Source organism: Natronolimnohabitans innermongolicus JCM 12255 (assembly GCF_000337215.1).
In the GTDB taxonomy this organism is placed as follows: Archaea; Halobacteriota; Halobacteria; order Halobacteriales; family Natrialbaceae; genus Natronolimnohabitans; species Natronolimnohabitans innermongolicus.
Window position 1 is genome coordinate 41,827 of the sequence record NZ_AOHZ01000015.1, and the last position, 25,298, is coordinate 67,124.

A 25,298-nucleotide genomic window follows, 5' to 3' on the forward strand; every position below is an offset into this window, starting at 1 on the left:
ATGGTAGATGATGAAGTATTGAGCGTAATGTCCGATCCAACCGATAGCGGACGAATCAGAGAACTCGGGATCGAATTCGGCGCGCTCGCCCGCCAACTCGAGCGACACGAGTATCCGGCGACGGGCGCGGAACTGGTCGCGACCTACGGTGACGCCGTTCTCCAGTTCCAAAACGGCGAGCAGACGCTCGCGGAGGTGCTACAGCCGGTGTCCGAAGAGCGGTTCGATTCGGCCGCAGACGCCCGGACGGCGATCTTCAGCAACGTCACCGAAGACGCCATCGGTCGGAAAGGCTACAGCGACCGCACGCCACCAGCACTCGGTGAACGAACCGATACCCCGACCGAATCGTTCTGAGACGACTCGCGGGCTCGTCGGGACTGGGGTTCGACGTCCCCTGTCATCCACGATCGAACTCTACAGGCGGAGCAGGCCAAGTGCCTCGGGGTCGTACGGAAGACGTTGTCTTCCGTGATCAAGCGACCCCTTCGGGTTCGCGGACCTCGCGGGATCAGAGATCCCGCTGAGTGACGAGACGCTTCGCGTCTCGAACCACTTGACCCCGAGGCGGTTCACGCACCTCGAGCACTCGAGCAGGGTCCGAGTGGCGTACGCCTTGCCTCGGTTTGGATCCGACCGGCCGTCTCCGGCGATCCGGTCGGTACCGCTGATCACTCGCTGGTATCAAACAGTGATTCTATCTTTAACCAGCGAGAGAATCCCGCTGTTCACGGCGGGCGTGAATCGCGTCACTCAACTACGGAATCCTCCGCTCGATAACAGACCGGATATTCAACGCTAATCTGAATGATTAAGTAGGTTCGTCTACATAGGCTATGTATTGCGGTCGAGGCCACTCGAACCTATGTTGGTTCCATCCAGAACCAGCAACAGGTCTGCGATGGCCTCGATTCGCTCGGTGATTCCGCCTCGAAAATCTGGAACGTCGCACGCTGGACAGCAGACCGCATCTGGGATGAAGTTGGCGAAATACCAGACGAAGGAACGCTCAAAGCGTACATGAAGAACCAGTCGTGCTGGAAAGATTTGAACGCACAATCCAGTCAGAAAGTCATCGAAGAACTTTCCGACGCTTTCCAGTCATGGTTCGACCTGCGACACAAGTTTGACGAGGCGAATCCTCCCGGCTACCGTAAACACGGCGACACTCGACCCAAGAGTACGGTCACGTTCAAAGCAGACGGCTTCAAACACGACCCCGAACACGACCGCGTCCGACTCTCAAAGGGCAAGAACCTGAAAGAACACTGGTCGGACTTCCTGCTCTGCGAGTACCAGACCCGCCCCGACGTTGACCTTTCAGAAGTCAACAAGGTGCAGAACGTTCGAGCCGTCTGGAATGGCGACGAGTGGGAACTGCACTTCGTCTGCAAAGTCGAACTCGAGACCAACGACTCAGCAGGCAATGAAGTGGCCGGTATCGATCTCGGTATCAAGAACATCGCCACAGTCGCATTCCCCGACGAGTACATCCTACACCCCGGCAACTCGCTCAAACAAGACAAGCACTACTTCACCCGAGCAGAGTACGACACTGAGGGTGAGAACGGCCCTTCGGAGAAGTCGATGCGGGCACGCAGGAAACTCACAGACCGTGAAACACACTTCTACCACACGCTGACGGACACAATCATCACGGAGTGTGTCGAACGCGGTGTTGGCACGCTCGCGGTGAGCTGGCCTGAAGACGTGCGCGAGTCCGACTGGGGCAAGACGGGGAACAAAAAGTTGCACTCGTGGGCGTTTGACCGTATCTACCAGTACCTCGCGTACAAGGGGGAGATGCGTGGCGTTGAGGTGCTGAAAGAGAACGAGTGGGACACCTCGAAGACCTGTTCACGGTGTGGTGATGACACGCGATCAAACCGCGTGGAACGGGGCCTGTACGTCTGTTCATCGTGTGGGTTGGTCGGGAACGCCGATTGTAACGGGGCGGAGAATATGCGCCAGAAGATAACTCCGAGTCCTCACGGTGAGAATAGGAGTAACGGCTGTGTGGCACAGCCATCGGTACACCTGTTCGACCGCGAGAGCGGGACGTTCCGCACGAGAGAACAGGTCGTGTCGTAGACCAGCAAATATCCCACCTGGGGTACGGGAAGCCTCACCGTTTACGGCGAGGAGGATGTCACTTGAGATCCGACGCCAGAATGTAATCGTGACAATATTTACGTGCCAGCGGCGACTCCGTCACGGCATGGATCGTGAGGAGCCTGTTCCGTACGCCGACCCCACAGCGTCGGTCGCCCCTGACTCGGTGGCCGCCGACCTCCCGATCGCGTTCAGTGATCTACTACAGTTGCTCGCCAACGATCGCACGCGAGCGCTGCTCTACTATCTCACCACCCGCGGTGGAACGGTGTTTCTCGACGAGCTCGCGGCAGCCCTCGACGGCGATGACATCCTCACCGCGCTTCATCACGTCCAGCTCCCTCGGTTGGTCGATTTCCATATCATCGACTACGACGAGGCGGCCGGTGCGGTCACGCTCACGTCGATCGGTGACGAGCTCCGTCCAGCCCTCGAAGCGATCGAGGCGCTCGAGACCGCTCCCCCAGCGTGAGCAAGACCGGGTCGGGTATCGTAGATACCGAGGGACACGCTTCGGTCTCGGTTTCGCCCACGCCAGGAATCGGGACGTACCTTCCACTCGTTGGGCTTGACTGCCCCGGGTCGCCGACTACTCGTCATCCGGTCGGAACGCGCCGGACGCATCCACGCAGGAGTGCGGAGCGCCGTTTCGTTATTTTCAATACCCGAGTCCGAAAACGCGATTCGCCGTAACGATGGCGAACGAGGCGGCGAACAACACGGCGAGGATCAGGAACGTCTGCGACCAGCCGAGGGCGTCCGCGAACGCGCCGACGCCGATGGAGCCGGTCGAGCCGCCGACGATGTAGGTCGTGCGGAAGACGCCAAAGCCAGCGTTGCGTTCGGCCTCGGACAGTCCGTCGAGAACTTTGGGCTCGAGGGCGGCGAAGAAACTCGTCGCGGTCCCGAACAGGACGGTCGCCAGAATGATCGTCGGCAAACCGGGATCGGTGAGGAACACTCCCATCGACGCGACCCCCAGGAACAGACAGCCGGCGACGACGGTATCCCGATTGAACCGGTCCGAGACCTCCCCGACACCGATCTGAGCGCCGCCGCGAACGACGAAGTACGCCGAGAAGACGACGCCGGCCAGGGTGGGCGTGTAGTCGTGGAACTCGACGAGAAACGTCGGGAGAAACGAGATCAGACCGTTGATCCCGAACATGGCGAGGATCGCGACGACGGTCGCGTACGCGATCGGTGGGCGGGCAAGTAGGGAGAGAAAGGCGCCGTCGGCCCCGTCGTCGTCAGCTCGATCGTCGGCGTCTTTGGCCGGTTCGGTCGGCCGAACGCGCCACAGGAACAACACGAAGACCGGGAGCGCGGAGCAGACGACCAGCGCGATGGCGGGTCGCCAGCCGTACCGGGCGCCGATCCAGGCCGTGGCGACCGGGGCGAGCAAGCCGGCGGCCGGTGCGCCCAGCGAGTGAAGACCGATCGCTCGTCCGATGTCGTCGTACGTCCGCGAGAGCAGCGTCGACGCGACGGTGTAGTGGAGCCCCGCGGCCGCGCCGATGCCGACGACGCCCAGGAAGAACAGGGCGAAGACGGGAGAAGCGGCGGCGAGCGCGCTCAGGACTCCCGTCCCGCCGACGGAGAGCAGGATGACGCGTTTCTCTCCGTACCTGTCGGCGAGGACCCCGCTCGGATACTGCGAGAGGCCGTAGGCGATCCACATTCCCGACAGGGCGATCCCGATCTGGGTGTTCGAGACGGCGAAGTCGTCCGTGATGAACGGGACGACCGGACTGACCGCGACCCGCGCGAAGTACGTGACGAAAAACGCCAGCGCACAGAGGACGAGGACGGTGTCGCGATACTGCCAGTTCATTATGGGTTGACTGGTCAGTGGGTTTCCCGCCAGGGTATTTGGGTATAGTGGAACGCGTGCCAGGAGACGGCGGGGGCGTCCCGTTCGCATCCGAAGGTGTCGGACTCGTCTTCGTCTTCGCCGCCGGCCGCGATCATCTCGGTATCGTTTGCGAGAACGGTCAGTAATCGTTTGTACGGGCGACTCACAACTGAACGTCGAGAGCGGCCGCCGAGGTCGAGTATATATTCTGACGGAGTGGTGGGCGTTGTTCAGCGCCGCCAACCGACACCGACACCATCAACTCGCCGACTGGGCGCGTGGTGACGGGAATACCACTCGGGAACGCAAGATTCGCGAAGAGATCACCCGCTCGGCCAACTTCGAACGGCGACTGTCGACGCAGCTCTCGACACGAAACCCGCGCTCGGAGGCGGAGTCGAGCACCTAATATAAGACGAGAATCCGAGCGAGATGGACGAGGCAGTCGCCCTCCGCACCCGTGTGGCCGCGCTCTACGGCCCGTCCGGAGACAGCCCGCCGCGTCGCGGTCGATCTCGACGCGTTGCGCACCCTATCCGAAGAGACGTCCCGGGTCGACCACCTCCCACACACGCTCGAGGCAGCCGCCGACGAGACGACTCAAATCGCACGGGTGCTCGAGATCTGTCTACTCGCGTGTCTCGGGGCCACCACCTCAGAAAATCCCTGGAAAGAACTGTCGGAGACGTTCACGAACGGCTATACGAAAAGAGGGTTATCGAAGGATCGTCACGGGAACGGACGACCGTCGAACAACCCTCTCGGCAACACTGCCGAGGAGGATGCGGCCAACACCGGAGCGGCCGTGGCTGCCCATCACGACGTGGTCAACGTCGTGAGAGTGCGCGTACGTGTTGACTACCCGAGCGGGCGCTCCAGTCTCGAGTTCCGTCTCGATATCGACACCCCGATCGCGTGCGAGTTCGTGCGCTCGCTCGAGTAACTCCTCGCCTCGTTTCTGCTTCCGTTCGAAAATTGCCTCGTTGGCGACACTATCTCCGTACATGTATCTGTTCGTCGGGTCAACGACGTGCAAGGCAGTGATCTCTCCGTGGGGGAAGGTTTCGATTGCGTATTCGAGCGCTTTTCTCGAGTGCGGCGAGTCATCGAACGGGACGACGATCTGCCGTGGCATGCCACAAGTACGCACCCAGGGGCAAAATTCACACCGGTCAGCGTCTGGACTGTCGCTATTCCTCTCGGAACGCTCTCTCGAACGCCTCGGCCGAGAGGGTCGTGACCGACTCGGCGTCTTCACTCTGCTATTCACGACGCAGACTACGCTCGTGTGGCGACCCCGTTTCGCTCCGCTCGATTGAGTCCGAGCGGCGGTCAGTCGTAGCCGGCCGGATAATTGTCATATGTTAACAGCTACCGTTGAAGATCGCATAGTAGTACATATGGATCTCGCAGCCACACTTCAAGCGACGCCCGCCGGAGAACCGATCGCCATCATCGGTGTCCTCGCCCTACTGCTGGTGCTTGTCACCATCTGGTCGATGGTCGAAATCGTCGATGCCTACGAACGGGAGGCACTCACGGTGTTCGGTGAGTACCGTACCATTCTCGAACCCGGGATCAACTTCATTCCGCCGTTCGTGAACAAGACGTACCCGTTCGATATGCGCACGCAGACGATCGACGTCCCCCGACAGGAGGCGATCACGCGCGATAACTCGCCCGTCACGGCCGACGCGGTCGTCTACATCCGCGTCATGGATGCCAAACGCGCGTTTCTCGAGGTCGATGACTACACAAAAGCCGTCTCGAACCTCGCCCAGACCACACTGCGTGCCGTACTGGGCGACATGGAACTCGACGAGACACTCAACAAACGCCAACAGATCAACGCGAAGATCCGGCAGGAACTGGACGAACCGACCGACGAGTGGGGAATTCGCGTCGAGAGCGTCGAAGTTCGAGAGGTCAATCCGTCCGCGGACGTCCAGCGCGCGATGGAACAGCAGACCGCCGCCGAGCGCAAACGCCGCGCGATGATCCTCGAAGCCCAGGGCGAGCGCCGGTCCGCGATCGAACGCGCCGACGGCGACAAGCAAAGCCGGATCATCCGCGCCCAGGGCGAAAAACGGAGCCAGATTCTCGAAGCCCAGGGCGGCGCGATCTCGACCGTGCTTCGTGCGCGCGCCGCCGACGCGATGGGGGAGCGCGCCGTGATCGAGAAAGGGTTGGGTACGCTCGCGGAGATCGGGCGAAGCGAGTCGACGACGTTCGTCCTGCCGCAGGAACTCACGTCGCTGGTCGGCCGCTACAGCACCCATCTCACCGGAAGCGACGTGAGCGCGGCCGAGCACCACCTCGAGGGGCTGGAATTCGACGCGGAAACCCGGGAACTGCTCGGCCTGGACGACATCGCCGAGATCATCGGTGACCTCGAGGAGACGGAGATGGAGATGGATATCGCAGCGATGGAAGGCGAGGCACGGGCGATCGCGGACGACACCGATCCCACGGCAGTATCGGAATCCGCTCCAGGGGACGAGACGCTCGGTTAGGAGTCGGGGAGGCCGTCGTGACATCCTCCCCGCCGTAAACGGAGGGGATTCTCTCCTCGTAGAAAGATAGTTCCCGTCATACCTGCCGACCATACCCGTGGGTGTCAGTGTGACGTGCATCGTGATTCGGTCCCGGAAACGGACGGTATGAGTCATACGTCGCTGAGCCACGGCGCCGGCGCTAGACGGGTGGAAACGACGGCGACAGCGACGATTTGGACCCAGACGGGAGGTGTTTTCCACGGTCCATACGGCCGTGCTGGTGAATCCAGGTTCGCGAATTCCAGCCATTGTGACGTGGTTTGTCTCATTAAGTGTCGGCTTCCTCCCCAACCTCAAGGGTCGGGGCATCCGCCTCGTACCGCCTGTGAAATTACTGATCAAAAACGCGTCTTCTGGGCCGGCGAGACGAAGGTACTTCGTCCTCGACGTGGTAGTTCTTTCGTGTGGTGTTAGCATATGGCATTATCGATGGAACACAACAAAGAGCGGGTGAGGGCGTATTTCGATGTGCTCGAACAGCACACCGACGGTGCGGTCGCGGACCTGGAGGAGTACGTGGCCGACGACGTCGTGAACCACAATCCAGTCTCGAGCGATGACGTCGAGATCGGGGACACCCACGGTATCGCGGCGTTCAGACGGCACCTGGAGGCGCTTACCACGGCGTTTCCCGACCTCCGGATCGACGTGCAGGACATGCTCGGGGAGGACGATCGCGTCGCAGTCCGCTTCGTCCTTCGGGGCACCCACGAGGGGACGCTCATGGGAATCGAACCCACCGGCCGAGAAATTACGCTCTCGGTGATCGCGATCTACCGCTTCGACGACGGCAAAATCGCCGAGCGATGGGGTGAGGCGTCACGCTAATGAGCCGGACGAACGGGTACTGGATGGCGGCGAGGCTGCCGTGATGCGGTGTCCGTCGTCCGCTACTCGTCGTGCTCCGACCGTCCGCGAGCTACCGACACTCACCGCGAACCGTACGAGAGGCTGATGGACCGATTCGAACCCGATGACACCGCTCTCGCAGGGCCGAACGCGATTCCACCCGACATCGCGGCCCTCGTCGACGAAACGGACGCGCCCGCCCGCGGATTTTTCGGTCCCGACTCGGTCATGTGGACGGTCAGCCGCGAGCGAGCGCTCCTGTTCAACGGCGTCGCCACTATCCTGCTCCAGCTCGCGCATCCGCAGGTCGCCGCCGGCGTCGCCGAGCACAGCGACTTCGAAGCGGACCCCCTCGGGCGCTTTCGCCGCACCTTCGAGCTCGTCCACGCGGTCATATTCGGCGATATCCAGACCGCCGTCGAGGCCGCACTCACGGTCCGCGCGATACACGCGGGGGTCACCGGAACGCGGGACGAAACCGTCGGCTCGTTCGCGGTCGGTGACCGATACGCGGCGGTCGATCCCGAGCTCCTCCTGTGGGTGCACGCGACGCTGATCGCGCAGTCGCTGGCGGCCTACGAGACCTACGTCACCACCCTGTCCGAGACCGCCCGTGAGGCGTACTACCGAGACTGCACGGTCTTCGGACAGCTGTTCGGCGTGTCGGCCGCGCAGTATCCCGAGACGCTCGCTGACTTCACCGATTACTTCGAGCGGACGGTCACCGAGGACCTCGCGGTCGGGACTCGAGGCGACGACCTCCGCCGGGCGTTGTTCCGCCAGGGGCGCGTGTTGAAGCCGCTTTATGCGATTCTCGGCGTCGGCCCGCTTCCGGACCCGGTGCGAACGGCGTACGGACTCCCGTGGACGGCCCGACGACAGCGAGCGTTCGACGCGTGGACCGCGCTCGCAGGGACTGTCGTGCCATCGCTTCCCGGTCGACTCCGCTACGTCCCCGCGTACCGCCGCGCTTGCGCCCGCATCCAGCGTCGCGAACGCGATGCGTGAGGCGCCGCCTGCCGAATACTCCCTCGGCGCCGGGCCGCCGGCGACGGCCTCGGACGACGACGTCTTCGATCAGTGCACGAGCGGCACACCACCGAGCGAGAACTTGCCGCGGAGGTCCGATCCCGACGGGCGGTTCGACGGCGGTGACAGTGGCGACGACCGCACCCTCTCGCGACGACCGATCACCGTCCGGCCGTCGCGGGGACGCGGCGTCTCACTCGCGCGCCGGGGCCCCAGCGGGCTCGTCGCGGCGACGGTCGATCAGCCAGACGACCAGCGCACAGCAGCCGGCGACGACCGCCGGCCAGCGGTCGCTACTCAGGTACAGGTCCCCCGCCGGCGGCCGGTACTCGAGTAACGGCCAGAAGACGGCGTAGGCCTCGCCCGTCGGCGTCACCAGCAGGACGTCGAGGACGTGATGGGAGAGCGCTCCGACCGCGAGCAGCGCGACCGCCAGCAGTCGGTTGGCCGGCGCCACCACCAGGGCGATGAGGCCGATCACGAGCGCGGAGCCGACGAGCGTGTGCACCGGCCCCCAGGCAAACGGCACGCCGAGCAGGGCCGCGACGGCGCCGTCCGGCACGACGTGCTGTATCTTCACGACGTCCGGCGACAGCGCGCCGAGCATGACCAGCGTGACGTGTGCCGGCCCGATGCGCTCCACCCTGAACGACAGGAGCATCCCGATGACGTAGCCGACGAGGACGTGCGTGAGGACGTCAGCCACGCCGCTCACCTCCCGCGCGGGCCCGGGACTGGGTCCGGCGATCCGTCTCGTCGGTCGGCGTGTCGCCGCGGTCGCCCGTTCGCGGCACGATCGCGAGCGCGGTTCGGTCGAACCGCCAGTGTCGGACGACCCGCCCGACGACCCAGAGGCCACCGAGCGCCGAAACGACGAGCATGTACCCCGTCTCGGACGACTCCCGCGTAACCGTGCGTTCGACGAGGAGCGTCGAGTCGTCCGCGAGGGTGCCGAAAGCGGTCACGCGATCGCCCTCCTCGAGGGGGCCAGTACCGGCCCGCAGTTGGTCGTCGGCGTCGACGAGCGTGAACTGCCCGTAGCCGCTCGCGCGCGTCGCGATCACGACGGGCTCCGTGTCGACGACGAACCCCCCGAGGATGACCTGGTCGCCCACGTAGCTCTCCGCGTCCGGCGTCACCTCGACCTCGGTCGGGTAGTCGCTCTCCAGGGGCCCACCGGGCGTCGCCCCCGCCAGGACGACACAGCCGACCAGCAGGCCGGCGAGGGCGAGTCCGGCGAGGACGCGACCGAGCTGACCGTACGGTTCCGACATCGTCTTCCTCGAGATGGGGGACAGCGTCGGCAAATGTCTTCCGTTCCGGCGCACCGTCACCGTCGACCGGCGCGCCCGCTTGCGCCCCTGCGGATCGGCGTGAGCGTCCGCTGCCGTTCGGTGGGTCACGCGACAGCGACCCCGAATCCATGTTCAGCTCCGGTTGACGGCACGGTCCCTGTCGCAGTGAACTACCCCACTCCACCCTACTCGCTCGCCACAACCGCAGTGGCTCGCTCCTCGAGCGTGGGAACTCTCGCCTCCTTCCTGCTGAAATCGATCGGGAGTACGACTGCCTGCTGTTACCGTCGCGAAGACACTGCGACTGCGGCTGGTCTATAGTAGCCAGTGAAAGTCAATGCACACCCGATCGCAGGACAGCGTCGCGATCGGTGTGTAAATCGTTTCACTGGCTACTATAGTNTCTATAGTAGCCAGTGAAAGTCAATGCACACCCGATCGCAGGACAGCGTCGCGATCGGTGTGTAAATCGTTTCACTGGCTACTATAGTACGAGAAACGCATCGATATTCTTGCCCCTACTATCCGCTGCCCCCGTCAAACGTGGACTCCCGATCGTCGGCCTCGAGAAACCCGGCGATATCCTCTTTGACAGCGGTATGGGTCTCCCGGTCGAGGACGCCCGCGCCAGTGACGTCGGCGAGCTGGCGACGCTCCTCGAGGTGGTCGCTGATGACGTCACTGAAACTTCGATCTCCTTTCTCCCGTTTGAGTTCACGATGGACCTCGTCGGAGATCGAGATGTTCTTGCTCATACCGTGCTATGGGTACTCATACGCAAAACGTTCTGTCGCGCTCGAGGCACGGTTGCATCCCACTCGCAGGATACGATCGGTCGATGAGGAGAGAATCCCCACCCGTCCCGTGAACCGACGGTCGAGCCCCAGTGGATCCGCGGAACTTCGAGTCGGACGCCAGCGAGACCGACGGACTGACCGGAGACAGCTGTCGTCTCCGGCCACGCACACCAGCACCGTCTCCAGCAGGGACCACCGACAACCACTCGAGGACCTAGCCACGACTACCCAGCCCACGAACCAACCGCGATCGCGTGTAAATGGGCGGTGTGCGAGCGCGTGGTGGCCCCTCTCGAGGCGTGTCAGGCGGGGGCGTTCACGGTCACCCGAGGACGTCAGCTGTCTCCGGGGGTCCGTCGGTCGTGCTCGAGTCCGAACTCGAGGCCGGGTTCGTCGACTCGCTCAAGGTCGGCACTAGTGACAACTGCAGCATCAAACACTGTATATCGGGTATGGTGTCAGCTTCCGAAACGAGTCACTCGTGCTCGAGTGCCGCGTAGATCTCGGCGTGACGACGTCCGTCGAGTTTTCCCATCTCGAGGGCGATCTCGTGACGTTCATCGTCAGTCTCGGTCGATTGATACCGCTCGTATAACCGGCAGACCCCTTTATACCGTTGCAGGATCCACTCGATTCACGATGCCATCGAAGTCATCGTCGAAACTCACGATAGAATCGATGTCGTGACGCTGGCACAGCGCGACAGATGCTGCATCGGTGAAACTCAGCGCTTGATCGTCATATCGCTCGAAGATATCGACGGTATCGGCGAACACCGCCGCCGAAACGCGGAGCATCTCGTACGCCTTCGGATACGACCCGGCGCCCCGAAGCTTTTCGCCGAGTTGCTTTGCCGGTTCGAACGAGCCACTCCGCCGAAGCGTGAGCGTAACCGCTTCGTCGTAGATGTAGTCACTTACGTACGGCTGGCCGAATTCGCCGTCGTAGATGACATTGAGCACAGTACTGGCGGCGTCGTGTCTAGACGCATCGAAATCGTGATCCGCGTACAACACGCCCGTGTCGACGAGAATCGTCATCCGTACAGGATCTCGTCGATGTCCGATTCGTCAGTTTCGACGCCAGACCGGAAGCGATCACGACGCATCGCCTCTTTATCGTCTTCCGAGAGCGGGACCGTCGACTCTCGGAACGAATCGATAACGTCGTCACGCGATTCGAACGCGTCGTCGATGAGACGTGTGAGGAGATCCTGTTGTGTGACGGTGGTCCCCGTCCGAAGCCGTATCTCCGCCTGGAGTTCCTCGAGTCGCGATTTCGCATCTTCGTCGACTTTGACGGCCGTTGCCATACGCACTGGTTACTTCCGTAACCGGGTAAACGTTTCTACGACAGGCTACTGAGGCTGCTCTCCAACGGAATCCCCGTACTATCTCGCTCGAGACGGTCGATTTGCTGGTTGCGTTCGAAGACGATGAACGGATTCGTATCGATGACGTGCGCGTCGACGGACGGAAACAGTCGATCACCCATTCGGACTCACTTCCGCGACGGATCGTCGACATCATGTCGTCGTGCAACGTCTCGGACGACTCGGCGAAGCTTTCGATCGCCCGTTACTAGCCGAACCGGTTCGTCCCGGGCCAGTCCACAGACGAGTGCCGGGATGTACTGATCGTCTTTCACGTCGTGTTCCGGAAGCGAGTCGTCTGCTATTTATCGTCGCGATTCGTCGATTACGGCCCCATACCGTTCGAAATCCGGAGTCCGCTCGATCAGTAGTCCCTCTTCGACCAACTGCTGGATATTTCGGGCAGATGCCCGGTGGTTCTCCGGGGCGTTCTCGGCGGTCAACTGAAGTTCGGACTGGGTCGGTGAAACGACGTTCAGCCAGCCATCATTATAGACTTGACCGTGTCGATACGGGACACGAACTCGTATCCAGCAGCATCAGCACGGTCGAGTTCAGCGACGACTGCCGTCGGTGTACCGACGACCTCGAAAACGGTCGGAAACAACGACAGTCGTTCTATCTTCGCTACTGCACTCAAAACGCTGTCGACGATCGTCATCGATCTTCTCACTTCTGCTATCCGCTGAACCCGTCCAACGTGGACTCCCGGTCGTCAGCCTCGAGAAAACCGGCGTCGCGCTCGATTCCGCGGTCGGACAGTTCGTCCGTGAACTCCTCGGTCGACGTTCCCGCCAGTTCGGCGGCCCGATTGAGACTTCCATCGCCCGCTCGGTACTTCTCGACGGCGAGCGACGTCCGGAGTTGCGGGCGGCGACGCAGCAGTTCGCGAAGCGTCCTCGAGGACGTCGTCCTCGTCCTCGTACCCACCGACGGCCGCAATCGTCTCGATATCGTTCGCGAGGCCGGTCAGTAGTCGTCCGTACGGTCGAATTACAGATAAACGCTGGGACGCGGTCGACGGCACCCGTCCGTGGACAGCCGTCGTCTCCGGACGGCGACTCGAGGCCGTCCCCGCTCTATACTGCCGAGACTGTTCGAGAAGGGACACCCACGACTACCGACACCAACGAACAGCGGGTCGCGACGGGTGGGTTACGGCGTGGTGAGAGCGTGGTGACCGCTCTCGAGGCGCGTCAGGCGGGGGCGTCCACGGTCAGCCGAGGACGTCAGCTGTCTCCGGGCGGTCGGTGTCTGACTGGCGCTCGCTCGTACTCTCGCTCTCACTCGAGCGTGCGCCCGAGCGGGACCCTGTTCTCTCGCCCGGAATCTCGGCGTCCGCCGGGAGGTGCAGCCGGCGTTCGGTGTACTCGAGGCCGTTCTTTCGCTGACTGTGTTTCCGGACCGCCAGGCGGTGCTTGGAGAGCTCGAGGATGGCGTCATCGGCGGCTTCGCCGCCTTCTCGAGACTCCTGCGGAGTCTCGCCGTGCGGGAGACGAGCTTTTTCGCGTAGGCGTCGCTCGTCCCGGGTTCCTGTCTGCGGATCCAGTGTTTGAGTTCGGAGGCGGTGACGGACTCACGGACGGACGCACAGCCTTCGGTCCAGGGATCGTCGCCTACGGTAGGGTCGGTGCGGGCTTCCCAGAGTTTCGCGGCGAGCCCGGTCGGCAGGGCGTCCGTACTCGAGCGCCGGAGATCCTCGTCCATCCGGGCCAGTTGCTGGATCGGGAGGAGATCCCCGTGGGCCAGCCGGGTGTCAGTGCGTTCTAATGGGTCCTCGGAACCCGGGACGCGGTAGTAAGTACCCCTTGACGAACGAAGCTCAAAATCCCGTGGTTGATTTTGTGATATGATCTGTCGAATGTAGTTACTGTTCTGAACGCATCGGTTGTCGCCAGCCGTAATCGTCTCGGTATCTTTTGCGAGGCCGGGTAATAGTCGTCCGTACGGTCGACTCTCAGATACCCACTGGGAAAAGAACAGCGAGCGCGATGAATCGTTTCCCAGCGGTAACGTACTCCGATCCGATCATCGAGCTCGGAACCACGTCGCAATTTCCTGCTGAAATCGATCAATCCACTCGAGGTCGTCCTGTAGGACATCGTATACGAGGTCGTGATCGACATCCCCGTATCGGTGAGCGAGATGATTACGAAATCCGACCGCCTCCGCGAGTTTTGCACCGGTCTCAGTTGCGATGATATCGGCTTCGACGAGGGCCTCGATTTCCTCGCGCGAGGTTTCAGCAGTTCCGAGGTTCTCGTTGGCACGAATATGGCTCGCCAGATCGATACACGACTGAATCGCGTTCATCAACGACCGTTCGACGGCGCGCTGGAGAACGATATCCTCGAGGTACTCGTCTCTGGAGACGTTCCGCATCTTTTTACATTCGTTCGAATACTGGTTGATCAGTTCGAGTCGATCTACGACGACATCTTCGTCGACCATTAGACGTCTCCCTCGGCCAGTCGATCGATGAACTCCTGGCGCTGCCGTTCGCGTCGGTCACTCGAGGCCTCGACGCGTCGCTCGAGGCGTCGCTCGTCCGCCGCTCTCGTCTCGGTATCACCGTAAATACAGATTCCGTTTCGAAGCGCGTTCAACGCGACCGTCTCGGGAAGCGCTTCGATGTCACTGACGTCCACGAACGGGGCGGCGTACGACTGGCTTTCGGCGTCGATTCGATTTCGTTGCCGGAACCGCTCGCGTCGCGAACAGCCCTCGGCGAACCGCACACCGAGATCGATATCCGAAGTCGGTGATTCCGTTCCCGCGGCATGCGACCCGAAGACAACGGCGTACCGGACGTCGGCGTCAGCGAACAGCGATCGCAGTCCCTCGAGGTCGATACTCGCAGCGATCTCCGCGGCCGACTCGTGCGGATCCTCCCGCATGGCGTCACATACGTCCGGATTCCTCTTATACTATCGGTGTCTCGGGCCAGTTCTCGTTAGTACAAACGCTGCGTCGGCGACTGCTGAACGATTATCACGGGGACCTACTCCTCTTCAATTCAACTACCCACAGAACCCGTCCAACGTGGACTCTCGATCGTCGGTCTCGAGAAAGCCGGCGTCGCGCTCGATGCCGCGGTCGGCCAGTTCCGTTTTGAACTCCTTGGCCTCGGTCGACGTTCCCGCCAGTTCGGCGGCCCGATTGAGACTTCCGTCGCCCGCCCGGTACGTCTCGACGGCGAGCGACGTCCGGAGTTGCGGGCGGCGACGCAACAGTTCGCGAAGCGTCCTCGAGGACGTCGTCCTCGTCCTCGTCCTCGTACCCGCCGACGGCCGCAATCGTCTCGATATCGTTCGCGAGGCCGGTCAGTAGTCGTCCGTCCGGTCGACTCACGGATACCCGCTGGGACGCGTTCGATACGAGCGTCCGTAGACAGCCGTCGTCTCCCGACGGCGACTCGAGGGCGTCCGTCTTCTAGACTACCGAGAGACCCTTCGGTCTCTCGTCGTTTCGTTCGCGTCGCTCACGAAACTACCGAGACTGCTCGAGCAGGATACTCACGACTACCGTATCCAACGAACAGTGTATACTCGAGGAGGCTCCAACCGAGACTAGTACTTCGTGATGCGTCGACGTGCGAGTCGCATATCGGTCAACCGGTGTTCGGCACGGACGGCCTTCCCGAGGACGTGCAGCTGCAGTGACTACGCTTCTTCGACCATCCTCACGAACTCGTCGGGTGTAACGATGTCCACCCCGTCGTACGAGTGGAGATCGAGGAGATCTTCGTCACCGGAAACGAGGACGTCCGCATCACCTTCGACCGCACACTCGAGGAATTTATCGTCATCAGCGTCCCGCACTCGCGTAATCGAGTTCTCGGTCTGGACGATCTCGGCTTCGAGTCGGAGCAATGTGAGATACTGGGTCCGTTCGGCACCCGTAAACGGAAGACGGTCATACTCCATCACTCGCTCGAGTTCTCTGAGCGGTTCTTCAGATGCGACCAGCTGTCTCTCTTCGTCGAACGTCCGAAGCAACGCTTCGAGCGGTCGTCCACCGAATCCGAGCGCCGAGACACTCACGTTCGTATCGACGACTACTCGGAGCGAGCCAATGCGATCGCGTCCTCGAGATCGTCTTCAGTCACGCCTTCCGCTTCGAATCGCTGGCGAGTCCGTTCGGTGAGCGCTCGGAATTCTGCCTTTCGGTCGGCGTTCGCCAGATCCTCTTCGGCACCAAGCCGAGCTGCGAGCACTGCGAGGGCTGTCGCCCGGGTGCTTCCGGTTCCAGTCGTCCCTGTGTCGCGGTCTCGAGCCGTATATTCGCCGTCCTCCTCAGTGATCTCGACTGTTGCACCCATTGAACGTCTGTCCGTACATACGTGACCAGCTTGGTAAATCGTTACGGTGGCCCCAGACGAACTCGTGCCGTCTCCGTCCGAAGTGACCGTGGACAGCTGTCGTCTCCGGACGACCGCTCGAGGGCGTCTCCTTTGTTGACTGCCGAGACTGCTCGAGGAGGGAGACCCACAGCTATCGACACCTGCTAGCGAGGGGGGCGCGGCGGTTCGGTCGGGGTGGTTGAGAGGCGTGTGGGCTCTCTCGAGGCGCGTCAGGCGGGGGCGTCCACGGTCAGCCGAGGACGTCAGCTGTCTCCGGGCGGTCGGTGTCTGACTGGCGCTCGCTCTCACTCTCGCTCGAGTCGTTGGCGTTGGTCGTGTCTCGGTCGTCACTCGAGTCGTCTGTGTCTGGGTCGTCGCTCGAGTCGTCCGTGTCGGGGTCGTCGCTCGAGTCGGTCATCTCGTCTGGAGTCGTGGCGGTCGTCTTATCCGAGGTCGAGCGGTTCGTCTCCCCCGGAATCTCGGCGTCGGCCGGGAGGATCAGCCGGCGTTCGGTGTACTCGAGGCCGTTCTTTCGCTGACTGTGTTTACGGACCACCAGCCGGTTCTTGGAGAGCTCGAGGATCGCGTCATCGGCGGCTTCGCCGCCTTCTCGAGACTCCTGCGGAGTCTCGCCGTCCGCGAGACGAGCTTCTTGGCGTCGGTCTCGCTGATGCCGCTTTCTTGGCGTTCACAAAATCGAAGCTTTTGTGCAGCCCATCAGAAGTCGAAGATTTCTGGGACGGCGGATCCAGTGTTTGAGATCGGAGGCGGTGACGTACTCCGCGACGGACTTGCAGCCGTCCGTTCAGGGATCGTCGCCGACGGTGGGATCAGCTCTGGCCTCCCAGAGCTTCGCCGCGAGTCTGGTCGGGAGGACGTCCGTCGTGGATCGGCGCATCTCCTCGTCGAGGCGGGCGAGTTGCTGGACCGGGAGCAGGTCCGCGTGGGCGAGTGCGACGTCGTCGTCCCGGTTCAGGGGATCGCCCCGCTCCGGGAGGCGGTCGTATCGGGTCCCGTTCGCCTTCGTGATCCGTTCGAACGATCGATCGGCGCTCGCCTCCACTATCTGTAACATCACTCGAAGCTTCTTTATATTCAGATTTCGTACTATGTTACAACGTGCTGCGACGCATCGAACTCAAGGTCCTTGCCACTGTCACACGCGGCGACACAATCTCTGAACTCGCGACAAAGCTCGACCACAGCGAGAGCTATCTCTCCCGTGCCGTCGCGGACCTCGTCGGGAAGGGCCTCCTCTACACGGAACGCGACGGTCACCGGAAGCGGATCGTTCCCTCAGATGCCCGAGCCGTCGAAGTCTTCCAGGATCTCGTCCGCCAGCATTCCCACATCGATTTCGCCGAGTTGTTGACTGGGAAGGCCCTCGAGGTACTCTACTACCTCGATCAGCCACGAACCGTGTCCGAAATCGCCGAGCGGAGCGACAACTACCGCAACACCGTCAACCGAGTCCTGAAGCGGCTTCGCGACCGTGGCCTCGTCGGCACGGACGACGGGCGCTACGACTTCAATGGTGACTTCGACCGACTACACGAGTTCGCACGGGAACTCGCCCATCATCTTCACCGACACCGTCTCCGATCAGTCGCTTCGAACGGCACGATTCTCTGGGAGGACCACGATGAGTTTCTCGCACAGGCCGAGACGGCAATCGATGCGGAGCACTTCCACGAAACCGGTCTCGCTCGGTTCGCGACGTTTGACCTCCAGTTTCTGCTGACCCGCCATCGCTACTACCTCTACTCCGAGGACCTGGAAACAGTCTCGCCGGCGGAACTCTGCTGTCATACGTTGCTGATCGACGACGACGCCCGCTACCGCTCGTACTGTCTTCTGTTGCTCAGTCACGTCGACGTCGACGAGAGCGATCTTCGAGACCGAGCGGCGAACTACGGCCTCGAAGACGAGATCGATGCGCTGCTCCGGTACCTCGAGACGCAGGGAGCAATCGACGATGACCGCCTCCCCGAGTGGGACGAGTTCCAGGAGCTGGCGGCTGACTACGAGGTGGATCTACCAGAATGAGACCGACATTCGGACGCGAATACATCGAGAACGAGTTCCAGCGAATCGCAGATGGGCTGTCCGACCCGCTCACGCTCTTCCTGATCGGTGGCGGCGCGATGTCGCTGCGCGACCTCAAGGAGGCGACGAAGGATATCGATCTCGTCGTCGCGGACGGCGACACGTACGGCCAGTTGTGGGCCGTCCTGATGGACCTCGAGTATGCGGAGGTACAATCACTGGCTGCTGACTACCGAGCACTGGGCGCGACCAGCTGCGTCGAGAACGACGACGGGTGCCGGCTCGATATCTTCAACCAGCAGGTGGCGAACAAGCTCGTGCTGACCGAGGGGATGCGCGACCGGAGCGAGCCGTTCCTCGACACGGGTCGATTAACGGTCCGGCTGGTCAGCAACGCGGATATCTTCTTATTCAAGCTGATCGCGGGACGCGACGACGATATCGAGGACATGAACGTGCTCGTGCAGGCTGGCGTCGACTACGACATCGTCCGAGATGAACTCGAAACACAGATCGACCGACTCGGAGACGACCAGTTCGTCACCTTCGCGAACGAGGCCCTGGTCGAACTCGAGGAGCGATACGGAGTGACCACCCCGATCGAGGACCGCGTTCGAGAGCTGACGAATCGGTACTATCGGGGACTCGAGGTCCTCCACGCACTCGACGAACCGATGCCCGTCGACGAACTGGCCGCCGATCTCGGACTGGATCTCGAGGAAGTCCGAGACCGGGTCGCGTATCTTGTCGACTTCGACCGGGTACGCCACGCAGGCGACACAGTCAGTCCGGTGGAGTAGTCCGGTCGTCACGCCTGCTGTCAGTCGGGACAGGTACACGACTCGCCGATGCCATCGGTTTCATATCGGCTTCCGGATGCAGACTACAACGCGTACCGACCACCGTTCGAGAGGCACAAGACATCCATCGCTTCGTCGGCGGCGTGCTGGGCCCGTGGCTCGAGGTCGTCCTGTGGGTACGGGGTGTCGTCAACGACCAGCCGGTCGCGGACGTCGCCAGTTTGTCCTCCTACAGTCGTCAAATTCCATCGTCACGTCTCGGCATCTCTCGATCCTCCGTGGACAGCCGTCGTCTCCGGACAGCGACTCGAGGGCGTCTCCTTTGTTGACTGCCGAGACTGCTCGAGAAGGGACACCCACGACTACCGACTCCAACGAACGACGGCTCGTGGCGGGTCGATCACGGCGTGGTGAGAGCGTGGTGACCTCTCTCGAGGGACATTAGGCTAGGCCGTCCACGGTCAGCCGAGGACGTCAGCTGTCTCCGGGCGGTCGGTGTCTGACTGGCGCTCGCTCGTACTCTCGCTCGAGGTCGCGCGACCGGGTTTGCCTAGGTTCGCGCTGGTGGGATCGCCCTCGTGGTCGCGGTCGTGCTCACGCTCGTGTTCGCTCTCACTCGAGCGGGACCCTGTTCTCTCGCCCGGGATCTCCGCGTCCGCCGGGAGGATCAGCCGGCGTTCGGTGTACTCGAGGCCGTTCTTGCGCTGACTGTGCTTGCGGACCGCGAGGCGATGCTTGGAGAGCTCGAGGATGGCGTCGATGGTTCGGGAGACGAGCTTCTTGGCGTAGGTCTCGCTGATGCCTTGCTCCTGTCTGCGGATCCAGTGTTTGAGGTCGGAGGCGGTGACGGACTCGCGGACGGACGCACAGCCCTCGGTCCAGGGATCGTCGCCCACGGTGGGGTCGGCTCTCGCCTTCCAGAGTTTCGCGGCGAGTCTGGTCGGCAGGGCGTCCGTCGCGGAGCGGCGCAGCTCCTCGTCCATCCGGGCCAGTTGCTGGATCGGGAGGAGATCCCCGTGGGCCAGCCGGGTGTCGGTGCGCTCGAGCGGGTCCGCGGCGTCGGGGACGCGGTAGTAGGCGCGGCCGTCGTCCGCGGTGAATCGCTCGAGGTGGTCGCACTCGAGGTCGATCTCGGCGGGGTCGACGGTGGTCTCGCGGAGGTGGGCGCCCTTCTCGAGTTCGCGGGCCTGGAGCTCCCTGATGCGGCGCTTGTTGGCGTTGGCCTTGTTCAGGGCCGCCTCGAGTCTGGTGGTCGTGGGGATCGTCTCGAGGAGGGTGGCGTGGGACTCGAGGCGTTGGGTATGGGTCTCGAGGCGTTGGGTATGGGACTCGAGGGTGTCCGCGTGGGCCTCGAGGCGTTTGGTATGGGTCTCGAGAGTTTCCGTGTGAGACTCGAGTTCGTCAGCGTGAGCCTCGAGTCGACGCGCCCGTTCCGCGCACCGCTCGTCCTGGGTCTCGAGTCGCGACTCGAGTTCGGCCACGGTGGTCTCGAGCTCGTCGAGGCGACGCTCCCGTCGCTCGAGTTTCGTTTCCAGTTCGTCGATCCGGTCGTCCCTGGTCTCGAGTGCGCGTTCGACAGCCTCGAGTCGGTCCGTGAGGGACTCGAGGGTGGGCTGTGGGTCACGCATCGTCGTCGCCCTCCGCGGCGTCGTGGTCGTCCGTGTGGTGGTCGTCGGTGGTGTCGTGGTCGTCGGTGTTCTGGTGGGTGTCGTGCTCGAGGTCGTCGGTGTCCGGGTCGCGTTCACGATCGTCAGTCTCGTCCGAACTCGAGTCGGCGTCACGATCGCGTCGCCGCTGGTGGTATTCGAACGTCCGCGAATCCGGGCCGGAGTAGACCGTGGTTCCCGATCTATCGCCGTCGGCGTCGTCTGCGTCTCGCCCCTGCTCCCAGTCCGGCCGGTACGGGATCAGCGCCTCCGGCCCGTAGCACAACAGGCCGAGCTGGCCCACCTCCGCTCTGATCTCTCGGCAGCGACGGCGCGCCTCGCGGCGCTGCTCGTCGGTGAGTCGTTGGTTCTGGATTTCGGTGGCCGGATCGTGGAAGTGCTCGAGGAGTCGGCGGGTGAGATAGTCGATCGACTCGAGGTGCGTGCGGATCGTCTGCGTGGCAGTTTCGGTCTGTTCGTCCCGTCGGTCGGAGCTTTCATTGCCCCGGGAATCGTCGTTTGACATGCTTCCGTACTCGGGTTACGGGAGCTTCTCGCGGACTCGGTGGCCCTAACACCGAGTCGCGATTTTGCGACTCAGTCGTTTGGTGAGTCACATTTGCTTCCGTACTGAGAAGAACATACTCCATTGACATAAATCTTGACAACGACTGTCGACTGTAGAAAACAACGTTCGTATACAAACACGCAACGGATAGTGCTACTTTTTCTGCATTGCTGGCAGGTACTCACGGACAGATGGTAGAGCGGGTCCCGTGGATGGCGCCTGTCGATTACGAAATTATGCTCTTCTTCGACGAGCACCCGATTCTGGTCTCTCCGAAGGTGCTTGCAGTGAATATCGAGTACGATCGGCAATACGTGAGTCGGCGTTGCAGTGCGCTTGTGGACGCAGGATTATTGGAGTCTGTTGACACTGGACTCTATGCACTTACCGAAATTGGTGAAGCGTACCTCGAGGGGAATATCGACGCGAAAGAGCTCGAACCTAGCGAATAAGACGGACACTAGATGAGTTGAAACGAATACTCCGTAACAAGGTATCAAGTAGAGGATGTCTTGTCAGGCTGATTTGTGTTTGTGGTCGCCTCGTTGGTGTTATCAGCTGTTTAAACTGATATCCGTTACAATACAAATCAAGATACAGTCGGTAGGATAATACACTGATCAAAGATGGTTTATACTCAGACCTTGATGTTATAGAAATATGGTTGGCATCTTCGGAGCTACAACTGCTGACTCTGTCGGCACCCATTCTTTTGGAGAAATGCTACAATGGTGGGGAGATGAAGACACACAATGGTATGAAGACGACACTATCTCCATCGTGCTTTCACAACACGAAATTTTCGGCGAAAACCAACCAGTTGAAGTAGACGATATTCGACTCTGGGTCTGGGGAACCATAGTTGGATGTGACGCACCCGATGGGTATTCATCGCGCCACGATACGCACCCAAACTGCACCGATGCAGAATATTGTGCACACTTATATCAAGAATACGGACAGGATTTTGTCAAGTATCTAAACAGTGAGTTCGTCGTCATTCTTTACGACCCGGATGGTGGCGAAATAACGATTTGTACCGATCGACTGGGGACTCGTCCTGTATTTTATACAATAACAGACGAGAGGGAGTTGGTGTTCTCGACCCAACTACAAACGCTACCGGAGTACCCCTCCGTCAAACCGTCGTTCGAAGATCGGTATTTATACGAGTTCTTTTCGTTCGAACGAGCGATAGGAACACGCACCCCGATTTCTAACGTTGAAAAGTTACCGCCGGCATCAATAACAACGGTAGACATAGAGTCCGGTGACTATCAAACAAACGTTTATTGGAGACCGGAATATCAACCAGTAGATCGGCCATATTCGTACTTCGTTCAAGAGTTTGCGGATATATTCAAGCAAGCAGTTATCGACCGCACGCAAGATGATGCAAACTATGGTGTTCTGTTAAGTGGTGGAATTGATTCTCGAATCATATTAGCCGCAATGGATTCATCCGTCACTGGACATCATATGAACGAATGGATGAATCAAGAGGCAGAGCTAGCTAAAAAAATATCGAATAAAACAGGCAACGAGTTCGATTTCTTACAGAGAGACGTAGATTATCAAGAGAAAGCGCTTGGTGAAAACCCGGCCCAGATGAATTTTGTGAGTTCGTTCGATCAAGGCCAAGCGACGAACTTTCGAGACGAGATCAGCGAAAAGTCTGATGTCATAATGAGTGGGCTGTACAGTGACGTCTTATATCAACACCAATACACACCCACGAAATCGTTCGAGATACCCGTCTTAGGGGAGCAAATCACACTGCCGATGGTGAGAAACGTCGATAGTATTGACGATTATCGCCAGTTGCTCATGGACGGGCAATACACGCGGCCGAAGAAATCTATTCCGGCAGAATTCTTTGAAGCGGAAGAACCGCTTGCGCACGTTTTGAAAGACGAAATATTCCGTGATGGGAATGGGATCGTAAGTCACGGGGTGAAGTATCCGAGTGCCACAGAACTCATACGGTGTAGTTACTACTACCCAATAACCAATTCGTGGTCGTACTTCTTCCATCAAAGCCTGATTCAGATGCAACCGTTCCGCAATCCATTCTTAGACATACGTCTACTAGATTTGCAGCATAAATTGCCCATAAAATACCATGCACGGACAAACATTGTGAATGATGCGTTGTGTGAATTGAGTTCTGAACTTGCAAATATTCCACATGCGAACAACGGTATATCTCCATCTTCCCCATTTCTTGTTCGCCATTTTGGAAGTTATGCCTATAAGTTCAATCAAAGGTACCTCGGCCGAAGAAAGGATCCATCAGAACCACATCATACGAATGGGTCGTGGACAGACGACAATGAACTAATTCGACTAACTAATTTCATTCCACAAACGATTAATCAGAATGAGAATCTAATTCAAAACTGCGACCAATTGCAACTGAACGAGGTGTGGAATATATATGAAGAACATATGGACGGGGAAGATCGTCGAACTGAGTTATATCCATTAGCAACATTTTTGCAAATGCCGATAACTAAGCGTATATTGGAATCATCAAACGAAGCTAAGAATACCCAATCGAGTTAAATTTATGGGAATCTCACAGAAGATTTCGACGGATGTTCTTGTAACTACATTAGTGAAACTTTCGTTAAAAGTTCGTGGATTAATCGTCATTCCAATACTAACCATATACCTTGGCGCCGCTGACTACGGTGCATACGTTCAGATACTCGCAATTACAACACTTGTTGGACAAGTTGCCATATTGGGTTTAGATACAGGAATTGTTCAATATATACAGCAGTATAACGACGATGAAGCAGTTGTATATTGGTCAATTATGAGTCTAATAATGGTTACTAGTGTGGTTTCTATACTAGTTGTGATAACTACGTCGTCATTGCTGTCACAGTATACACTTGGAACCACCGACTTCACCACTGCTTTTGTAATTGGAGCAGGGCTTGTGCCCCTGACTATCGGATTTCGTCTTGGACAAGGATATTTGCGTGCTACTCGGCGAATCAAGATTTATTCATATTCTGATGCAGCCGAAGTATACCTTCATGTAGGGTCAATCACAGCAGTAGTCCTCTTAACTGAATGGGGGATTGTCGGTGTTATGGCAGCGGTCGTTGCCACTCGCTGTCTTGTAGTCCTTATAATGCACGCTGCAATCATATTTGAAGTGGGTTTTTCAAAACCTTCGTTAGCTCGTCTTCAAGCTTACTTGAACTACTCACTTCCAACAATGGGTACAGATGTAGCACGTTCAACCTTAACACGTGCTGATCGTGTGCTTGTTGGGTTCTTCTTGGGAGCAAGTGCAGTTGGGGTCTACTCCGTGGCTTACCAACTTGCCCAAGTAATGATGATTTACATTAGACCACTTTCTATCTCCCTCTTTCCTGAATTTTCCCGCCTTTGGTCCAACGACCCTACACAAATTCAAATGATTACTATACCGGGCCTACGATACTTTTTAGCCCTAGCAATTCCTTCAATTGGTGGTCTGTGGCTAGTCGGCCAAGACGTACTGAACCTTCTAACAACATCAGAGATCGCTAGTTCTGCAGTTCCATTATTGATACTTCTCAGTGCTGGAATTCTCTTTCAGGGCTTAACTGAGATTTATACTCAACTGTTCTATGCAGCAGACAAAACGCGAATCCCGCTGATTATACAGGCATCATCTGCTATCATAAATGTTGTAGCGAATATTATTCTACTTCCTACTGTTGGTCTTGCTGGAGCCGCACTTGCAACACTCTTAGCGTATGGATTTGCAGCAACTACCACTGCTATTGGTTTTCAAGAATATCTTAAGATAATACCACCCCTCCAGACAGTTCTAGCACCAATTACAGGGACCACAGTGATGATAGTAGTATTCGCATCCCTGACTCTCAACTGGATTCTCACGATTGCTCTCGCACCCTTCCTCTATGGACTTGTATTCTATGCAGCAGGTGGTATAGAGTATATAGAAATCAAGCGTCTGATGGACCATATTCGAACGATTTGATGAAAACTTGGGAGCTAGGACCTACC

The 25,298-nt window shown here is 59.7% G+C and carries 29 protein-coding genes and 3 pseudogenes; 11 read left to right on the forward strand and 21 right to left on the reverse strand.

Features of this window, described 5'->3' with window-relative positions:
• The first annotated feature begins 27 nt into the window (after positions 1 to 27).
• The 3 genes from C493_RS03135 (at position 28) to C493_RS03145 (ending at position 2,584) form a co-directional block, all read left to right on the forward strand.
• A complete protein-coding gene (locus tag C493_RS03135; RefSeq protein WP_007257949.1) occupies positions 28 to 357 on the forward strand; it encodes a DUF5789 family protein in 330 nt (109 codons plus the stop codon).
• 483 nt (positions 358 to 840) lie between these two features.
• Entirely contained in the window at positions 841 to 2,091 is a 1,251-nt protein-coding gene (locus tag C493_RS03140; RefSeq protein ID WP_083912360.1) for an RNA-guided endonuclease InsQ/TnpB family protein, read from the forward strand.
• Positions 2,092 to 2,218: 127 nt separating this feature from the next.
• Positions 2,219 to 2,584 (forward strand): hypothetical protein, encoded by a 366-nt coding sequence (locus tag C493_RS03145; protein ID WP_007257951.1) that lies wholly within the window; start codon positions 2,219 to 2,221, stop codon positions 2,582 to 2,584.
• Between the two features lie 186 nt (positions 2,585 to 2,770).
• Here C493_RS03145 and C493_RS03150 read toward each other — a convergent pair whose 3' ends face one another.
• From C493_RS03150 to C493_RS22025, 3 genes are all read right to left on the reverse strand, one after another.
• A complete protein-coding gene (locus C493_RS03150) occupies positions 2,771 to 3,946 on the reverse strand; it encodes an MFS transporter (RefSeq protein ID WP_007257952.1) in 1,176 nt (391 codons plus the stop codon).
• Positions 3,947 to 3,960: 14 nt separating this feature from the next.
• On the reverse strand, positions 3,961 to 4,134 hold the full coding sequence (locus tag C493_RS22955) for a hypothetical protein (RefSeq protein ID WP_161606877.1): 174 nt from the start codon (positions 4,132 to 4,134) through the stop codon (positions 3,961 to 3,963).
• A gap of 548 nt (positions 4,135 to 4,682) precedes the next feature.
• Positions 4,683 to 5,102, reverse strand: a complete 420-nt coding sequence (locus C493_RS22025) for a universal stress protein (RefSeq protein ID WP_007257954.1) — start codon at positions 5,100 to 5,102, stop codon at positions 4,683 to 4,685.
• A 265-nt stretch (positions 5,103 to 5,367) separates the two neighbouring features.
• On the opposite strand from C493_RS22025, the gene C493_RS03165 reads away from it, so the two are divergent.
• The 3 genes from C493_RS03165 (at position 5,368) to C493_RS03175 (ending at position 8,379) form a co-directional block, all read left to right on the forward strand.
• Positions 5,368 to 6,480 carry an SPFH domain-containing protein gene (locus tag C493_RS03165; RefSeq protein ID WP_007257955.1) on the forward strand — a complete coding sequence of 371 codons (1,113 nt, stop codon included), beginning with the start codon at positions 5,368 to 5,370 and terminating at the stop codon, positions 6,478 to 6,480.
• Positions 6,481 to 6,939: 459 nt separating this feature from the next.
• The gene (locus tag C493_RS03170) at positions 6,940 to 7,350 is read left to right on the forward strand and encodes an ester cyclase (RefSeq protein WP_083912361.1); all 411 of its coding nucleotides are present in this window, start codon (positions 6,940 to 6,942) and stop codon (positions 7,348 to 7,350) included.
• A gap of 126 nt (positions 7,351 to 7,476) precedes the next feature.
• Positions 7,477 to 8,379, forward strand: coding sequence for an oxygenase MpaB family protein (locus C493_RS03175; protein ID WP_007257957.1), 903 nt, complete (start codon positions 7,477 to 7,479; stop codon positions 8,377 to 8,379).
• A 214-nt stretch (positions 8,380 to 8,593) separates the two neighbouring features.
• Here C493_RS03175 and C493_RS03180 read toward each other — a convergent pair whose 3' ends face one another.
• The 15 genes and pseudogenes from C493_RS03180 to C493_RS22035 form a co-directional block, all read right to left on the reverse strand.
• Complete coding sequence (locus C493_RS03180) at positions 8,594 to 9,106, reverse strand: metal-dependent hydrolase (RefSeq protein WP_049889102.1); 513 nt, start codon at positions 9,104 to 9,106, stop codon at positions 8,594 to 8,596.
• Positions 9,099 to 9,674 carry a hypothetical protein gene (locus C493_RS03185; protein WP_007257959.1) on the reverse strand — a complete coding sequence of 192 codons (576 nt, stop codon included), beginning with the start codon at positions 9,672 to 9,674 and terminating at the stop codon, positions 9,099 to 9,101. Before C493_RS03185 ends, C493_RS03180 begins: the two co-directional genes overlap by 8 nt.
• Positions 9,675 to 10,216: 542 nt before the next feature.
• Complete coding sequence (locus tag C493_RS03190; RefSeq protein WP_007257960.1) at positions 10,217 to 10,450, reverse strand: antitoxin VapB family protein; 234 nt, start codon at positions 10,448 to 10,450, stop codon at positions 10,217 to 10,219.
• Between the two features lie 650 nt (positions 10,451 to 11,100).
• Entirely contained in the window at positions 11,101 to 11,532 is a 432-nt protein-coding gene (locus C493_RS03195) for a type II toxin-antitoxin system VapC family toxin (protein ID WP_007257961.1), read from the reverse strand.
• Positions 11,529 to 11,804, reverse strand: coding sequence for a hypothetical protein (locus C493_RS03200; RefSeq protein WP_007257962.1), 276 nt, complete (start codon positions 11,802 to 11,804; stop codon positions 11,529 to 11,531). The genes C493_RS03195 and C493_RS03200 overlap by 4 nt, the downstream gene beginning before the upstream one ends.
• Positions 11,805 to 11,839: 35 nt before the next feature.
• Positions 11,840 to 11,986: a hypothetical protein gene (locus C493_RS22960; RefSeq protein ID WP_161606878.1), complete on the reverse strand. Its 147-nt coding sequence runs from the start codon at positions 11,984 to 11,986 to the stop codon at positions 11,840 to 11,842.
• 353 nt (positions 11,987 to 12,339) lie between these two features.
• Positions 12,340 to 12,525, reverse strand: coding sequence for a hypothetical protein (locus tag C493_RS03205; RefSeq protein WP_007257963.1), 186 nt, complete (start codon positions 12,523 to 12,525; stop codon positions 12,340 to 12,342).
• Positions 12,526 to 12,542: 17 nt separating this feature from the next.
• Positions 12,543 to 12,794, reverse strand: coding sequence for a UPF0175 family protein (locus C493_RS03210; RefSeq protein ID WP_007257964.1), 252 nt, complete (start codon positions 12,792 to 12,794; stop codon positions 12,543 to 12,545).
• Between the two features lie 286 nt (positions 12,795 to 13,080).
• Positions 13,081 to 13,667: pseudogene (locus C493_RS23725) on the reverse strand (hypothetical protein); the annotation flags it as partial.
• A gap of 225 nt (positions 13,668 to 13,892) precedes the next feature.
• Entirely contained in the window at positions 13,893 to 14,315 is a 423-nt protein-coding gene (gene hepT / locus C493_RS03220) for a type VII toxin-antitoxin system HepT family RNase toxin (protein WP_007257966.1), read from the reverse strand.
• Positions 14,315 to 14,761 (reverse strand): type VII toxin-antitoxin system MntA family adenylyltransferase antitoxin, encoded by a 447-nt coding sequence (mntA, locus tag C493_RS03225; protein WP_007257967.1) that lies wholly within the window; start codon positions 14,759 to 14,761, stop codon positions 14,315 to 14,317. The genes hepT and mntA overlap by 1 nt, the downstream gene beginning before the upstream one ends.
• Positions 14,762 to 14,884: 123 nt before the next feature.
• Complete coding sequence (locus C493_RS03230; RefSeq protein WP_007257968.1) at positions 14,885 to 15,094, reverse strand: UPF0175 family protein; 210 nt, start codon at positions 15,092 to 15,094, stop codon at positions 14,885 to 14,887.
• A 432-nt stretch (positions 15,095 to 15,526) separates the two neighbouring features.
• On the reverse strand, positions 15,527 to 15,907 hold the full coding sequence (locus C493_RS03235) for a putative toxin-antitoxin system toxin component, PIN family (protein WP_007257969.1): 381 nt from the start codon (positions 15,905 to 15,907) through the stop codon (positions 15,527 to 15,529).
• 14 nt (positions 15,908 to 15,921) lie between these two features.
• Positions 15,922 to 16,185: a hypothetical protein gene (locus C493_RS03240; protein ID WP_007257970.1), complete on the reverse strand. Its 264-nt coding sequence runs from the start codon at positions 16,183 to 16,185 to the stop codon at positions 15,922 to 15,924.
• A 271-nt stretch (positions 16,186 to 16,456) separates the two neighbouring features.
• Positions 16,457 to 17,254, reverse strand: a pseudogene (locus tag C493_RS22035) (hypothetical protein); the annotation flags it as partial.
• Positions 17,255 to 17,325: 71 nt separating this feature from the next.
• On the opposite strand from C493_RS22035, the gene C493_RS03255 reads away from it, so the two are divergent.
• On the forward strand, positions 17,326 to 18,252 hold the full coding sequence (locus C493_RS03255) for a MarR family transcriptional regulator (protein WP_007257973.1): 927 nt from the start codon (positions 17,326 to 17,328) through the stop codon (positions 18,250 to 18,252).
• Entirely contained in the window at positions 18,249 to 19,052 is an 804-nt protein-coding gene (locus tag C493_RS03260; RefSeq protein ID WP_007257974.1) for a DUF6036 family nucleotidyltransferase, read from the forward strand. The genes C493_RS03255 and C493_RS03260 overlap by 4 nt, the downstream gene beginning before the upstream one ends.
• Before the next feature lie 23 nt (positions 19,053 to 19,075).
• Here the strand turns inward: C493_RS03260 and C493_RS22040 are convergent.
• The 3 genes and pseudogenes from C493_RS22040 to C493_RS23595 form a co-directional block, all read right to left on the reverse strand.
• A pseudogene (locus C493_RS22040) lies at positions 19,076 to 19,282 on the reverse strand (hypothetical protein); the annotation flags it as partial.
• Between the two features lie 231 nt (positions 19,283 to 19,513).
• Complete coding sequence (locus C493_RS03265; RefSeq protein ID WP_007257975.1) at positions 19,514 to 20,680, reverse strand: coiled-coil domain-containing protein; 1,167 nt, start codon at positions 20,678 to 20,680, stop codon at positions 19,514 to 19,516.
• Positions 20,673 to 21,224 (reverse strand): hypothetical protein, encoded by a 552-nt coding sequence (locus C493_RS23595; protein ID WP_007257976.1) that lies wholly within the window; start codon positions 21,222 to 21,224, stop codon positions 20,673 to 20,675. Before C493_RS23595 ends, C493_RS03265 begins: the two co-directional genes overlap by 8 nt.
• A 233-nt stretch (positions 21,225 to 21,457) precedes the next feature.
• Between C493_RS23595 and C493_RS03275 the strand changes: the two genes are divergently transcribed.
• The 3 genes from C493_RS03275 to C493_RS22050 all read left to right on the forward strand — a co-directional run bounded on the left by C493_RS03275 (position 21,458) and on the right by C493_RS22050 (position 25,272).
• Complete coding sequence (locus C493_RS03275; RefSeq protein WP_007257977.1) at positions 21,458 to 21,718, forward strand: MarR family transcriptional regulator; 261 nt, start codon at positions 21,458 to 21,460, stop codon at positions 21,716 to 21,718.
• Between the two features lie 208 nt (positions 21,719 to 21,926).
• Entirely contained in the window at positions 21,927 to 23,831 is a 1,905-nt protein-coding gene (locus C493_RS22045) for an asparagine synthase-related protein (RefSeq protein ID WP_083912363.1), read from the forward strand.
• A 4-nt stretch (positions 23,832 to 23,835) separates the two neighbouring features.
• Positions 23,836 to 25,272: an oligosaccharide flippase family protein gene (locus tag C493_RS22050; protein WP_083912364.1), complete on the forward strand. Its 1,437-nt coding sequence runs from the start codon at positions 23,836 to 23,838 to the stop codon at positions 25,270 to 25,272.
• The last annotated feature ends 26 nt before the right edge of the window (positions 25,273 to 25,298 follow it).

Coding starts and splice junctions, on each gene's coding strand:
- C493_RS22045 (WP_083912363.1), top strand. CDS start 21,927: ATGGTTGGCATCTTCGGAGCTACAACTGCTGACTCTGTCGGCACCCAT.
- C493_RS03265 (WP_007257975.1), bottom strand. CDS start 20,680: ATGCGTGACCCACAGCCCACCCTCGAGTCCCTCACGGACCGACTCGAG.
- C493_RS03170 (WP_083912361.1), top strand. CDS start 6,940: ATGGCATTATCGATGGAACACAACAAAGAGCGGGTGAGGGCGTATTTC.
- C493_RS03195 (WP_007257961.1), bottom strand. CDS start 11,532: ATGACGATTCTCGTCGACACGGGCGTGTTGTACGCGGATCACGATTTC.
- hepT (WP_007257966.1), bottom strand. CDS start 14,315: ATGGTCGACGAAGATGTCGTCGTAGATCGACTCGAACTGATCAACCAG.
- C493_RS22050 (WP_083912364.1), top strand. CDS start 23,836: ATGGGAATCTCACAGAAGATTTCGACGGATGTTCTTGTAACTACATTA.
- C493_RS03185 (WP_007257959.1), bottom strand. CDS start 9,674: ATGTCGGAACCGTACGGTCAGCTCGGTCGCGTCCTCGCCGGACTCGCC.
- C493_RS03135 (WP_007257949.1), top strand. CDS start 28: ATGTCCGATCCAACCGATAGCGGACGAATCAGAGAACTCGGGATCGAA.
- C493_RS03205 (WP_007257963.1), bottom strand. CDS start 12,525: ATGACGATCGTCGACAGCGTTTTGAGTGCAGTAGCGAAGATAGAACGA.
- mntA (WP_007257967.1), bottom strand. CDS start 14,761: ATGCGGGAGGATCCGCACGAGTCGGCCGCGGAGATCGCTGCGAGTATC.
- C493_RS03260 (WP_007257974.1), top strand. CDS start 18,249: ATGAGACCGACATTCGGACGCGAATACATCGAGAACGAGTTCCAGCGA.
- C493_RS22960 (WP_161606878.1), bottom strand. CDS start 11,986: ATGGGTGATCGACTGTTTCCGTCCGTCGACGCGCACGTCATCGATACG.
- C493_RS22025 (WP_007257954.1), bottom strand. CDS start 5,102: ATGCCACGGCAGATCGTCGTCCCGTTCGATGACTCGCCGCACTCGAGA.
- C493_RS03150 (WP_007257952.1), bottom strand. CDS start 3,946: ATGAACTGGCAGTATCGCGACACCGTCCTCGTCCTCTGTGCGCTGGCG.
- C493_RS23595 (WP_007257976.1), bottom strand. CDS start 21,224: ATGTCAAACGACGATTCCCGGGGCAATGAAAGCTCCGACCGACGGGAC.
- C493_RS03200 (WP_007257962.1), bottom strand. CDS start 11,804: ATGGCAACGGCCGTCAAAGTCGACGAAGATGCGAAATCGCGACTCGAG.
- C493_RS03145 (WP_007257951.1), top strand. CDS start 2,219: ATGGATCGTGAGGAGCCTGTTCCGTACGCCGACCCCACAGCGTCGGTC.
- C493_RS03165 (WP_007257955.1), top strand. CDS start 5,368: ATGGATCTCGCAGCCACACTTCAAGCGACGCCCGCCGGAGAACCGATC.
- C493_RS03275 (WP_007257977.1), top strand. CDS start 21,458: ATGGTAGAGCGGGTCCCGTGGATGGCGCCTGTCGATTACGAAATTATG.
- C493_RS03240 (WP_007257970.1), bottom strand. CDS start 16,185: ATGGGTGCAACAGTCGAGATCACTGAGGAGGACGGCGAATATACGGCT.
- C493_RS03190 (WP_007257960.1), bottom strand. CDS start 10,450: ATGAGCAAGAACATCTCGATCTCCGACGAGGTCCATCGTGAACTCAAA.
- C493_RS03175 (WP_007257957.1), top strand. CDS start 7,477: ATGGACCGATTCGAACCCGATGACACCGCTCTCGCAGGGCCGAACGCG.